This is a genomic window from Pseudomonas sp. S3_B11, from assembly GCF_054667715.1.
On record NZ_CP162749.1, the window covers coordinates 317,194 to 329,210 of the forward strand.

The window sequence follows — 12,017 nt, forward strand, 5'->3', positions numbered from 1 at the left end:
ATAGCGGTGTATCAGTCAGCAGAGGTGTTGAATCCGCGGGCCAAATCGCGAGCAAGCTCGCTCCCACAGGGGATTTGTGAGGGGCTTGGGATGGGGGTTCAAGTAATCGATCTAAATTGCCCTAGTACATTCATCACCACAATCCAGCCCTCTTAGACTGCGCCCAACACATCCGCTCGGGACGCAGTCATGACAGGGTTGCAGCTTCAGGACATTTACCTCGCTCGCCAGCGCATCGAGTCGCAGGTCAGGCGTACGCCCATGGAGCATTCCCCGAGTTTGTCGCGGTTGATGGGTGTTGAGGTGTACCTCAAGCTTGAGGCGCTGCAAATCACCGGCAGCTTCAAGCTGCGCGGGGCGAGCAATGCCGTCGCGCAACTTAGTTCCGAGCAAAAGGCCCGAGGCGTGGTCACCGCGTCGACGGGTAATCATGGTCGAGCGCTGGCCCATGCCGCGTCACAGCAGGGCGTCAAGGCGATGGTCTGCCTGTCGAACCTGGTGCCGGCCAACAAGGTGCAGGCGATCCGCGACCTGGGCGCCGAGGTGTGCATCGTCGGCCAGTCCCAGGACGATGCCCAGCGCGAGGCCGAGCGCATCGCCCGGGAGCAGGGCGCGACCTTTTTGCCGCCCTTCGATCACCCGGCGATCATCGCCGGGCAGGGCACCCTCGGCCTGGAGATCCTCGAGCAGCAACCGGAGGTGGCCCAGGTCCTGGTGCCGTTGTCCGGTGGCGGCCTGTTCGCCGGAGTTGCCCTGGCCCTCAAAAGTGCCAACCCAGCGATTCAAGTTCACGGCATCAGCATGGCCCGAGGTGCCGCGATGCACGCCAGCCTCGCCGCCGGGCAGCCCGTGGACATCGAGGAACTGCCGACGCTGGCCGACTCCCTTGGTGGCGGCATCGGCCTGGACAACCGCTACACCTTCGCCATGACCCGGCAACTGAGCGATGACGTACATCTGCTCTCGGAAGTCTCTATCGCCAATGCCATCCGCCACGCCTATCACCACGAACGCCTGGTGCTCGAAGGCGCTGCCGTGGTGGGCATCGCGGCGCTGCTCGACGGCCTGATCGAGCCGCGCGGCCCCATTGTCCTGGTGGTCAGCGGGCGCAACGTCGACACCGAACACCATGCCCGCGTGATCGCTGGCGCCAACGCCTGATAACCCCTAACGGAGCCTGTCATGAGTGAAGTCACCCTATTGAGCGAAGCCGACCTGCGCAGTTGCGTGGCCCTCGATCTGGCCAGCATCGACGCCATCGAACAGGCTTTCGTGCTGCTGGCCACCGCCGCCGTGGCGATGCCGCCGATCCTGCGCTTGGACATTCCCGAGCACAACGGTGAAGTGGATGTGAAGACCGCTTACCTGCCGGGCCTGGATCGCTTCGCCATCAAGGTCAGCCCGGGCTTCTTCGATAACCCCAAGCTCGGCCTGCCCAGCCTCAACGGCATGATGATGCTGCTCTCGGCACGCACCGGCCTGCTGGAGGCCCTGCTGCTGGACAACGGGTACCTCACCGCTGTGCGCACCGCTGCGGCGGGTGCGGTGGCGGCGCGTTGCCTGTCTCGCGAGGAGAGCCGCAGCGTCGCGCTGATCGGAGCCGGTGAGCAGGCGGCGTTGCAGCTTCAGGCGTTGCGCCTGGTGCGGCCCATCGACGATGTGCGGGTCTGGGCGCGCGATGCGCAAAAGGCCAAGGCGTTCAGTCAGGAACTGGCGCGTGACACCGGGCTTGCCGTCTCGCCATGCGCCTCCATTGACGATGCCCTGGAAGGCGTGGACATCGCCATTACCTGCACACCCAGTCGCGAGCCGTTGATCCAAACCCGCCATTTGCATCCTGGCCTGCACATCACGGCGATGGGCTCGGACGCCGAACACAAGAACGAAATTTCCCCGCAAGCCCTGGCGGCCGTCGACTGCTATGTCGCCGATCGCCTGAGCCAGACCCGCGTGCTTGGCGAGCTGCACCACGCCTCGCTGGCCGGCACCGTTCGCGATGAGTTGGCCTTGCTGGAACTGGGCCAGGTGTTGGCGGGGCAACGGGTCGGTCGCACCCGCGAGGCGCAAGTCACCCTGTGCGACCTCACCGGCACCGGTGCCCAGGACACCGCCATCGCCAACCTGGCGTTCGAGCGGGCGCGGGCGGCGGGCAAGGGATTCGCGTTCGGTCGCTAAAGCATTTTTTATTCGTGCGTCATTTGAACAGAGGGCAGATGGATGTCTGAGATCGTCGTCAATCTTCCGTTTAAACGGGAGGAATACACCCAACGCCTGGCGAAGGTTCGCGCCGCCATGCAGGCCCAGGGCCTGGAGCTGCTGTTGGTCACCGACCCGTCGAACATGGCCTGGCTCACCGGCTATGACGGTTGGTCGTTCTATGTGCACCAGTGCGTGCTGCTGGCACTGGAGGGCGAACCCGTGTGGTTCGGTCGTGGCCAGGATGCCAACGGTGCCAAGCGCACAGTGTTCATGCAGGCCGATAACATCGTCGGCTACCCGGACATCTATGTGCAGTCCCGCGAGCGCCACCCCATGGACTACCTGTCCCGCGAGGTGATCATCGCCCGTGGCTGGGGCGCGCTGACCATCGGCGTGGAGATGGACAACTATTACTTCAGCGCCGCCGCGTACCTGTCGCTGCAAAAGCATTTGCCCCAGGCAAAACTGGTGGACGCGGTAGGCCTGGTGAACTGGCAGCGAGCGGTCAAGTCGCCCCAGGAAATCGCCTACATGCGCATCGCCGCGCGCATCGTCGAGAACATGCACAGTCGGATCCTGGAACGCATCGAGCCGGGCATGCGCAAGAACGAACTGGTGGCCGAGATCTACAGCAGCGGCATCCTCGGTGCCGACGGCCATGGCGGCGACTACCCGGCCATCGTGCCGCTGTTGCCCACCGGGGCCGACGCCAGTGCGCCGCACCTGACCTGGGACGATTCACCTTTCGAGAAGGGCGCCGGCACCTTCTTTGAAATCGCCGGTTGCTACAAGCGTTACCACTGCCCGTTGTCGCGCACCATTTACCTGGGCAAGCCGCCGCAACATTTCCTCGACGGCGAAAAAGCCGTGGTCGAGGGCATCGCCGCCGGCCTGGACGCAGCCAAGCCGGGCAACACCACTGGCGACATCGCGGTGGCGTTTTTCAAGGTGCTGGAGAAATTCGGCATTCACAAGGACAGCCGTTGCGGCTACCCCATCGGGATCAGTTATCCGCCGGATTGGGGCGAGCGCACCATGAGCCTGCGCCCCGGCGACAATAGCGTGTTGCAGCCGGGCATGACCTTCCACTTCATGCCGGGGCTGTGGATGGACGATTGGGGCCTGGAAATCACCGAAAGCATCCTGATCACCGAGACCGGCGTCGAGACGCTGTGCAACGTGCCTCGTCAATTGTTCGTGAAGGATTGAGCCATGCCCGATCTGCCTAATAATCCCATCAGCGCCACGGTCGACTTCACCCGCGAGGGCGTGCAGCACGGCTTTCTCAAGCTGCCGTATTCGCGGGACGATTCGGCCTGGGGCGCGGTGATGATTCCCATCACGGTCATCCAGCGCGGCAGCGGCCCGACGGCGCTGCTCAGCGGTGGCAACCACGGCGATGAATACGAAGGTCCGGTGGCCCTGAGCAAACTGGCGCAGCAACTGACGGCTGAAGAGGTGAGCGGGAGGGTGATCATCGTGCCGTTCATGAACACCCCGGCCTTCCACGCCGGACGCCGGACTTCGCCCATCGACAAGGGCAACCTGAACCGCAGTTTTCCCGGCAGGCCGGACGGCACCGTTACCGAGAAAATCGCCGACTATTTCAATCGCACCCTGCTGCCCTTGGCCGACATTGTCCTGGACATTCATTCCGGCGGCCGGACCCTGGATTTCCTGCCGTTTGCCGCCTGCCACGTGTTGCCGGACAAACAGCAGCAAGCGCGCTGCGAGGCCGGGATGCTGGCGTTCAACGCGCCGTATTGCATGCGCATGCTGGAGCTGGACGCCGGGGCGATGTACGACACGGCGGCCGAGTCCCAAGGCAAGGTGTTCGTCACCACCGAGTTGGGCGGCGGCGGTTCGTCGACCGCCCGTAGCGTGGCGATTGCCGAGCGTGGGGTACGCAACCTGTTGATCCACGCCGGCATCCTGCGGGGCACGATCGAGTTGCAGCCATCGCTGGTGCTCGACATGCCGGACGCCAGTTGTTTCATCGCCAGCGAACACGACGGCCTGCTGGAAATGTGCCGCGACCTGGGGGAACACGTGACCCGGGGCGAGGTGGTGGCGCGCATCTACGACGCCACCCGCAGCGGCGTCGCCCCGGTCGAATACCGCGCCGCCCGCAGCGGCCTGCTGGCGGCCCGGCACTTTCCCGGGTTGGTGCGGTGTGGCGATACCTTGGCGGTGATTGCGGATGTGTTGGCTTAGGTCAGATGGAACACAGAACCTGTGGCGAGGGGATAAATCCCCTCGCCACAATTGATGTATGTCTGGAAGTTTTATGTAACCACCCGGAGCCCGGCCCATGCACAAGCTCGATCGCTACGATCTCAAGATCCTGCAAATCCTCGCCGAGGACGGGCGGATTACCAAGTCGAGCCTGGCCGAGGCCATCAACCTGTCGGTGACCCCGGCCTGGGAACGGGTGCGCAAGCTCGAAGCAGCAGGCCTGATCATCGGCTACCGGGCGCAGATCGATTGGGGTGCGGTGTTCAAGCGTCAGCAGGTGCTGGTGGAAATCACCCTGGCCCGGCACACCGCCCAGGACATGCGCCGTTTCGAGCAACGCATGATCGCCGCGCCAGAAGTGGCGTTCTGTTACGCCACGGGCGGCGGCGTGGATTACCTGGCGATGATCCAGGCGCCGGACGTCGATGCCTACCAGCGTTTCGTCGACCAACTGCTGCTCGAAGACCTTGGCATCGAACGCTACTTCACCTACATCGTCACCAAGACCATCAAGACCGCCGGTGCCTTGCCGGCGGAGCTGGCCGAGCCGTGCTGAGCACCGCAGAAAACCCGGTTTGCCGCCCTCGATTCAGAAAAAAACCAGGGTTTGACCCACGGTAAACCCCCAATTCCCCAAGCGCCGCTGCCCTAGCATGGATTCACGCACACGCTCTGGAGTGAACGTCATGCCTTACCAACATCCGCTGCTGTTCAAAGCGCTTTGCTACATCGACGGCCATTGGGTCCACAGCGACAGCGGTCACAGTGTGGCCGTCCACAACCCTGCCACCCGCACCGTCATCGGCCATGTGCCGATGCTGGATCAGCCGCAGATCGTCGCGGCGGTGGACGCGGCGCATCGCGCATTCCCTGTGTGGCGTGAGCAGAGCCTGGAGACCCGGGGCGCGTTGCTGCGGCGCTGGGCGGCATTGATCGTCGAACACAGCGAAGACCTCGCCCGCATTCTCAGCCTTGAGCAGGGCAAGCCATTGGCCGAGTCCCGTGGCGAAATCGCCTACGCTGTCAGCTTTATCCCGTGGTTCGCCGAGGAAGCCCGGCGCCTGTACGGTCAGAACATCCCCAGCCATATCCCGAATGCGCACCTGGGTACGATCAAGGAACCGGTGGGCGTCTGCGCGCTGCTCACACCGTGGAATTTCCCGTCGGCGATGATCACCCGCAAGGCCGCCGCTGCCCTGGCCGCCGGTTGCACCGTGGTGATCAAGCCGGCCCACGAAACGCCGTACTCGGCCTTGGCGCTGGCGCAATTGGCCGAGGAAGCCGGTTTTCCCGCCGGGGTCTTCAACGTGGTATTGGGCGAGCCGCAAATGGCCATGGAAACCCTGGTCAAGGATCGTCGCGTACGCTCAGTGAGCTTCACCGGCTCGACCCGGGTGGGCAAGCTGGTGTTGCAGGCTGCAGCCCATGACGTGAAGAAGGTTGCACTGGAACTGGGCGGCAACGCGCCGTTCATTGTCTGCGCCGATGCCGACCTGGCCTTGGCGGTAAAAGTCGCCGTGGAGGCGAAGTTCCAGACCTCGGGGCAGGACTGCTGTGCGGCTAACCGGATCATGGTGCAGCGCCCGGTGTACCAGGCGTTCCTCAGTCGTTTCGCCGCTGCGGTGCGCGCCTTGCGCGTCGGGCCGGCAATGGTCGATCAACAGGAGCAGGACGTGGAGGTCGGGCCGTTGATGCATCAGGCGGCATTCGATGCGACCGCTGACCGCGTCGCCGATGCCCTGGCCCTTGGCGCTCAACGCCTGGTGGGCGGTGAGGCCCATGCCTTGGGCGGGTTGTTTTATCAACCCACGGTGCTGGCCGACGTCACGCCGCAGATGCGCATCTACCGTGAAGAAAACTTCGCGCCCATTGCCGGGGTGATGCCGTTCGACACTTTGGACGAAGTCATCGAAATGGCCAACGACACCGAGTATGGGTTGGCGGCCTATATTTGTTCCAATCGCTTGGACCTCATTTATCCGCTGATCCGCCGTCTCGACCACGCCATGGTCGCGGTCAACGGCGTCAAGTTCACCGGCCACCCGATTCCCTTCGGTGGCATGAAAGCCTCGGGCCTCGGTCGCGAGGGTGGCAGCGAGGGCTTCGAGCCCTTTGTCGAAACCAAATATTTTTGCCTGCACCATCAAGGCCAGTTCCCAGGAGAGCCCGCATGAGCCAAGAACTCAACACGCTGTTCGAACACGACCGTGCGCATTTCATGCACCCCTCGACCCACGCTCACGACCACGCCAGCGGCGCGCTCAAGGGCCGGATCATCAAGAGTGCGTCAGGCATTCGCATTCGCGACCATGAAGGCCGTGAGTTCATCGATGCCTTTGCCGGCCTCTACTGCGTGAACATTGGTTACGGCCGCACCGAGGTGGCCGACGCAATCTATAAACAGGCCAAGGAACTGGCCTACTATCACACCTACGTCGGCCATTCGAGCGAGGCGATCATCGAGCTGTCCAGTCGCATCATGGACTGGGCGCCGGAGGGGATGAAGAAGGTTTATTACGGTTTGTCCGGCTCCGATGCCAACGAAACCCAGGTCAAGCTGGTGCGCTACTACAACAACGTATTGGGCCGGCCGCTGAAGAAGAAAATCATTTCACGGGACCGTGGCTACCATGGCTCGGGCATCATGACCGGCAGCCTCACTGGGCTGGCGACCTTCCACCAGCATTTCGATCTGCCGGTGGAAGGGGTCAAGCACACCGTCTGCCCACACTGGTATCGCAAGGCTCCGGCGGGCATGGATGAAGCGGCCTTCGTGCGGTATTGCGCCGATGAGCTGGAAAAAATGATCCTCGCCGAAGGTCCGGATACTGTGGCGGCGTTCATTGGCGAACCGTTGATGGGCACCGGGGGCATCATCGTTCCCCCTGCCGGTTATTGGGATGCGATCCAGGCCGTGCTGAAAAAATACGACGTGCTGCTGATTGCCGATGAAGTGGTCTGCGCGTTCGGCCGCCTGGGTTCGAAGATGGGCAGCCAGCGATACGGCATGAAGCCGGACCTGATCACCACCGCCAAAGGCCTGACCAGTGCCTATGCGCCCCTGTCAGCGGTGATCATCGGGGAAAAGGTCTGGAGCGTGATTGAAAAAGCCTCCCAGGCCGAAGGGGCCATGGGCCATGGCTGGACCTATTCCGGGCACCCGATTTGCGCGGCGGCGGCACTGGCGAACCTCGACATTCTTGAACGGGAAAACCTCACGGCCAACGCCGAGGATGTGGGTGGCTACCTGAATCGTCGCCTGCGTGAAACCCTTGAAGGTCATCCGTTGGTGGGCGAGGTGCGTGGTGACGGCATGCTGGCGGCGGTGGAGTTCATGGCCGACCGTGAACGGCGCACGGCATTCGACCCGGCACTGAAAGTCGGCCCGAAGGTCTCGGCCGCCTGCCTGGAACGCGGCATGATCGCCCGCGCCATGCCCCACGGCGACATCCTGGGCTTCGCCCCGCCACTGATCCTGACTCGCGAGGATGCGGACCTGATCGTCGACATCACCAAAGGGGCTATCGATCAAGTGGCGGGTGAGGTGTTGGCTTAAGCCCGCTTTAAATGTGGGAGCGAGCCTGCTCGCGATGGCGGTCTGTCTGAACCGGCGATGTTGGATGTGCTGGCGCCATCGCGAGCCAGCTCGCTCCCACACAGGGAGATTTTCTTGAGGCCAATAAAAAGCCCGCCCGATCATGTGATCGGGCGGGCTTTTGGTTGTGGCTTGGCGATTACTTCTTCAAACCGTAATGCTCATCGAGCATGCCGGGTGAATTCGGGGCCTTGGGGGCGTAGTCCCGCGGCGGTTCCTGGATCCCTTTCGGTGGGGTCAGGCGTTCCCGTGGAGTCTGTGCCGCATCGGCTTGCAGGGCGGCCAGCAGGCGCTGGCGAGTCTGCTCGTCCAGGGCCAGGCGATTGGCACCCTCGGACAAATGATCCTGGACGTCCTGGTAGCTCTGGGTGAGTTTTTTCACCAGAGAAGCGGTGCTGTTGAAGTGAGTGACCACTTCATTCTGATAACTGTCGAAACGTTCCTGGATGTCGTCCAGCTGACGTTGCGTGCTGTTGGGCACCGCGTTGGGCAGCAGTCGGGCAAGCAGGAATCCAATGGCGACACCGGCAACCAGGGCAAGAGTCGGCAACAACCAAACTAAGAGCGAGTGTTCCACGAGTCCTTCCTCTATAAACGGCTTTGCTTTACGTTAACGGCTCGGACCTGCGCTGTATACCGCGAAGAACATCGCAATCATGCCAGGCACAGACTTTAGCTAGACGAGACGACCCAATTCGAGGTCACGGAGTTCTTTCCCTTGCTTATGCGCGAAACCCCTGTAGTCATCGATGGCCCGGTGGGCCAACTGGAAGCCTTGTACCTGGACAACGAGGCCCCCCGTGGCCTGGCGCTGATCTGCCACCCGAACCCGGTGCAGGGCGGGACCATGCTCAACAAAGTGGTCTCGACCCTGCAACGCACTGCCCGCGATGCTGGCCTGGTTACGTTGCGTTTCAATTATCGTGGCGTGGGGGCCAGTGCCGGCAGTCATGACATGGGCGCTGGCGAAGTGGATGACGCCCAGGCGGTCGCCCAATGGCTGCGGGGAAAATACCCGCAATTGCCCCTGACCCTGTTCGGTTTTTCCTTTGGCGGCTTTGTCGCCGCCAGCCTGGGCGGGCGCCTGGAAGCCCAGGGTCAACCGGTCAAGCACCTGTTCATGGTGGCCCCGGCGGTAATGCGCCTGGACGAGCAGTCGCCCTTGCCGATGAGCGGCGAGTTGACGGTGATCCAGCCGGAAACCGACGAAGTGGTCGATCCGCAACTGGTTTACGAATGGTCCGACACGCTCCAACGTCCCCATGAGCTGCTGAAAGTGGCAGAATGCGGACACTTTTTTCATGGCAAGCTGACCGATCTCAAGGATCTGATCCTGCCGCGCCTCTCGAATTGACAGCAGTCTGACAAGCGATAACCCATGACGACGCGTACCCGTATCCTGACCGGCATCACCACCACCGGCACCCCGCACCTGGGCAACTATGCCGGCGCCATCCGTCCGGCGATCCTCGCCAGCCGCGACAGCAACGCCGATTCGTTCTACTTCCTGGCTGACTACCACGCCCTGATCAAGTGCGATGACCCGCTGCGTATCCAGCGTTCGCGCCTGGAAATCGCCGCCACGTGGCTGGCCGGCGGCCTGGATGTGGACCGCGTGACGTTCTATCGCCAGTCCGATATTCCCGAGATCCCGGAGCTGACCTGGCTGCTGACCTGCGTCGCCGCCAAGGGCCTGCTCAACCGTGCCCACGCCTACAAGGCGTCGGTGGACAAGAACGTCGAGGCCGGCGAAGACCCGGACGCCGGCATCACCATGGGGCTGTACAGCTACCCGGTGTTGATGGCCGCCGACATCCTGATGTTCAACGCTCACAAGGTGCCGGTCGGTCGCGACCAGATCCAGCACGTGGAAATGGCCCGCGACATCGGCCAGCGCTTCAACCACCTGTTCGGCCAGGGCAAGGAGTTCTTCACCATGCCCGAGGCGCTGATCGAAGAAAGCGTCGCCACGCTGCCGGGCCTCGATGGCCGCAAGATGTCCAAGAGCTATGACAACACCATCCCGTTGTTCAGCAGCGCGAAGGACATGAAGGACGCGATCTCGCGGATCGTTACCGACTCGCGTGCCCCGGGCGAAGCCAAGGATCCGGACAATTCGCACCTGTTCACCCTGTTCCAGGCCTTCGCCACTGCCGAACAGTCCGCCGAGTTCCGCAGCGAACTGCTGCAAGGCCTGGGTTGGGGCGAAGCCAAGAACCGCCTGTTCCAATTGCTCGACAGCGAGTTGGGTGAAGCGCGCGAGCGTTATCACCAGTTCATCGAGCGTCCATCGGACCTTGAAGACATCCTGCAACTGGGCGCGAAAAAAGCCCGGGCCGTGGCGACGCCGTTCCTCAACGAACTGCGCGAGGCCGTTGGCCTGCGTTCGTTTGTCAGCCAGGTCCAAGTGGCCGCCAGCACCAAGAAGAAAGCCGCCAAGGCAGCACGCTTCGTCAGCTTTCGCGAAGACGACGGCAGTTTCCGCTTCCGTCTGCTGGCCGCCGACGGCGAGCAACTGTTGCTGTCGAACAATTTTGCCGACGGCAAGACCGCAGGGCAGGTGACCAAGCAATTGCAGTCCGGCCAGCCCTTGGACGTACGCAGCGACGACCTGAGTTTCAGCGTCTGGCTCGAAGGCGAGTGCGTGGCGAACAGCCCGGCCTTCGCCAACAGCGCCGCCCGGGATGCAGCCATCGATGCGTTGCGCGTTGCCCTGACGCCTGCCCAGGACTGATCTCGGCACGTCACCCGACCATCGGCCCGAATAAGGGCCGATTGCCATTCCTCTGGGCCGTCGCTACAGTGACGGCCCGTTTTTGTTGCCTTGCTAACGAATATGACGCCCCTAGAACGATATCAAGCTGATCTGAAACGCCCGGAGTTCTTCCACGACGCAGCCCAGGAAACGGCGGTGCGGCATTTGCAACGCCTGTACGACGACCTGGTCGCGGCGGCGAACAACAAGCCCGGCCTGTTGGGCAAACTGTTCGGCAAAAAAGACCAGACACCGGTCAAGGGCCTGTATTTCTGGGGCGGCGTGGGCCGTGGCAAGACCTACCTGGTGGACACTTTCTTCGAAGCGTTGCCGTTCAAGGAGAAGACACGGACGCACTTCCACCGTTTCATGAAGCGCGTGCACGAGGAGATGAAGACCCTGGGCGGCGAGAAGAACCCGCTGACCATCATCGCCAAGCGTTTTTCCGACGAGACCCGGGTGATCTGCTTCGATGAGTTCTTCGTTTCCGACATCACCGACGCCATGATCCTCGGCACCTTGATGGAAGAGCTGTTCAAGAACGGCGTGACCCTGGTCGCCACCTCGAACATCGTGCCGGACGGCCTGTACAAGGACGGCCTGCAGCGGGCGCGTTTCCTGCCGGCCATCGCGCTGATCAAGGAACACACTGAAATCGTCAACGTCGACAGCGGCGTCGACTACCGCCTGCGTCACCTCGAACAAGCGGAGCTGTTCCACTTCCCGTTGGATGCCGCTGCCCAGGAAAGCCTGCGCAAGAGCTTCCGCGCCCTGACGCCGGAATGCACCCAGGCTGTGGAAAATGATGTATTGGTCATCGAAAATCGCGAAATCCGCGCTGTGCGTACGTGCGATGACGTGGCCTGGTTCGACTTTCGCGAACTGTGCGACGGCCCTCGCAGCCAGAACGACTACATCGAACTGGGCAAGATCTTCCACGCCGTGCTGCTGAGCAACGTCGAGCAGATGAGCGTCACCACCGACGACATCGCCCGTCGCTTCATCAACATGGTCGACGAGTTCTACGACCGTAACGTGAAGCTGATCATTTCGGCCGAAGTCGAACTCAAGGACCTCTACACCGGCGGTCGCCTGACCTTCGAATTCCAGCGGACCTTGAGTCGCTTGCTGGAGATGCAGTCCCACGAATTCCTGGCGCGGGCGCATAAGCCGTAGGGACATTCGGAACACCAAAAAAGGCCTGCGATTGCGGGCCTTTTTTTGTATGTGCAT

At 62.5% G+C, this 12,017-nt stretch carries 11 protein-coding genes; 10 read left to right on the top strand and 1 reads right to left on the bottom strand.

Annotated features, from left to right (window positions below; genetic code table 11):
• Positions 1-189 precede the first annotated feature (189 nt).
• From eutB to AB4O22_RS01570, 7 genes are all read left to right on the top strand, one after another.
• Positions 190-1,161, top strand: a complete 972-nt coding sequence (gene eutB / locus AB4O22_RS01540; protein WP_028236654.1) for a hydroxyectoine utilization dehydratase EutB — start codon at positions 190-192, stop codon at positions 1,159-1,161.
• 21 nt (positions 1,162-1,182) lie between these two features.
• On the top strand, positions 1,183-2,175 hold the full coding sequence (locus AB4O22_RS01545; RefSeq protein ID WP_460095800.1) for a cyclodeaminase: 993 nt from the start codon (positions 1,183-1,185) through the stop codon (positions 2,173-2,175).
• A 42-nt stretch (positions 2,176-2,217) separates the two neighbouring features.
• Positions 2,218-3,408, top strand: coding sequence for an ectoine hydrolase DoeA (doeA, locus tag AB4O22_RS01550; RefSeq protein WP_053163286.1), 1,191 nt, complete (start codon positions 2,218-2,220; stop codon positions 3,406-3,408).
• A 3-nt stretch (positions 3,409-3,411) separates the two neighbouring features.
• Positions 3,412-4,413 (top strand): N(2)-acetyl-L-2,4-diaminobutanoate deacetylase DoeB, encoded by a 1,002-nt coding sequence (doeB, locus tag AB4O22_RS01555; RefSeq protein WP_038859366.1) that lies wholly within the window; start codon positions 3,412-3,414, stop codon positions 4,411-4,413.
• A gap of 97 nt (positions 4,414-4,510) precedes the next feature.
• The gene (locus AB4O22_RS01560; RefSeq protein ID WP_223470366.1) at positions 4,511-4,990 is read left to right on the top strand and encodes an Lrp/AsnC family transcriptional regulator; all 480 of its coding nucleotides are present in this window, start codon (positions 4,511-4,513) and stop codon (positions 4,988-4,990) included.
• A gap of 130 nt (positions 4,991-5,120) precedes the next feature.
• On the top strand, positions 5,121-6,608 hold the full coding sequence (locus tag AB4O22_RS01565; protein WP_223470368.1) for an NAD-dependent succinate-semialdehyde dehydrogenase: 1,488 nt from the start codon (positions 5,121-5,123) through the stop codon (positions 6,606-6,608).
• Positions 6,605-7,990 carry an aspartate aminotransferase family protein gene (locus AB4O22_RS01570; RefSeq protein ID WP_223470370.1) on the top strand — a complete coding sequence of 462 codons (1,386 nt, stop codon included), beginning with the start codon at positions 6,605-6,607 and terminating at the stop codon, positions 7,988-7,990. The genes AB4O22_RS01565 and AB4O22_RS01570 overlap by 4 nt, the downstream gene beginning before the upstream one ends.
• A 178-nt stretch (positions 7,991-8,168) precedes the next feature.
• Here AB4O22_RS01570 and AB4O22_RS01575 read toward each other — a convergent pair whose 3' ends face one another.
• Positions 8,169-8,606 carry a Z-ring associated ZapG family protein gene (locus AB4O22_RS01575; RefSeq protein ID WP_003205372.1) on the bottom strand — a complete coding sequence of 146 codons (438 nt, stop codon included), beginning with the start codon at positions 8,604-8,606 and terminating at the stop codon, positions 8,169-8,171.
• Between the two features lie 147 nt (positions 8,607-8,753).
• Here AB4O22_RS01575 and AB4O22_RS01580 point away from each other — a divergent pair, with 147 nt between their 5' ends.
• The 3 genes from AB4O22_RS01580 (at position 8,754) to zapE (ending at position 11,960) form a co-directional block, all read left to right on the top strand.
• Positions 8,754-9,383, top strand: coding sequence for an alpha/beta hydrolase (locus tag AB4O22_RS01580; RefSeq protein ID WP_460097771.1), 630 nt, complete (start codon positions 8,754-8,756; stop codon positions 9,381-9,383).
• 24 nt (positions 9,384-9,407) lie between these two features.
• Positions 9,408-10,763, top strand: a complete 1,356-nt coding sequence (locus AB4O22_RS01585; protein ID WP_223470372.1) for a tryptophan--tRNA ligase — start codon at positions 9,408-9,410, stop codon at positions 10,761-10,763.
• Between the two features lie 102 nt (positions 10,764-10,865).
• Positions 10,866-11,960, top strand: a complete 1,095-nt coding sequence (gene zapE, locus AB4O22_RS01590; protein ID WP_003205369.1) for a cell division protein ZapE — start codon at positions 10,866-10,868, stop codon at positions 11,958-11,960.
• The last annotated feature ends 57 nt before the right edge of the window (positions 11,961-12,017 follow it).

What these genes read in the sequence shown, in the direction of transcription:
- eutB (WP_028236654.1), top strand. Translation starts at nt 190, where the DNA reads ATGACAGGGTTGCAGCTTCAGGACATTTACCTCGCTCGCCAGCGCATC.
- AB4O22_RS01545 (WP_460095800.1), top strand. Translation starts at nt 1,183, where the DNA reads ATGAGTGAAGTCACCCTATTGAGCGAAGCCGACCTGCGCAGTTGCGTG.
- doeA (WP_053163286.1), top strand. Translation starts at nt 2,218, where the DNA reads ATGTCTGAGATCGTCGTCAATCTTCCGTTTAAACGGGAGGAATACACC.
- doeB (WP_038859366.1), top strand. Translation starts at nt 3,412, where the DNA reads ATGCCCGATCTGCCTAATAATCCCATCAGCGCCACGGTCGACTTCACC.
- AB4O22_RS01560 (WP_223470366.1), top strand. Translation starts at nt 4,511, where the DNA reads ATGCACAAGCTCGATCGCTACGATCTCAAGATCCTGCAAATCCTCGCC.
- AB4O22_RS01565 (WP_223470368.1), top strand. Translation starts at nt 5,121, where the DNA reads ATGCCTTACCAACATCCGCTGCTGTTCAAAGCGCTTTGCTACATCGAC.
- AB4O22_RS01570 (WP_223470370.1), top strand. Translation starts at nt 6,605, where the DNA reads ATGAGCCAAGAACTCAACACGCTGTTCGAACACGACCGTGCGCATTTC.
- AB4O22_RS01580 (WP_460097771.1), top strand. Translation starts at nt 8,754, where the DNA reads ATGCGCGAAACCCCTGTAGTCATCGATGGCCCGGTGGGCCAACTGGAA.
- AB4O22_RS01585 (WP_223470372.1), top strand. Translation starts at nt 9,408, where the DNA reads ATGACGACGCGTACCCGTATCCTGACCGGCATCACCACCACCGGCACC.
- zapE (WP_003205369.1), top strand. Translation starts at nt 10,866, where the DNA reads ATGACGCCCCTAGAACGATATCAAGCTGATCTGAAACGCCCGGAGTTC.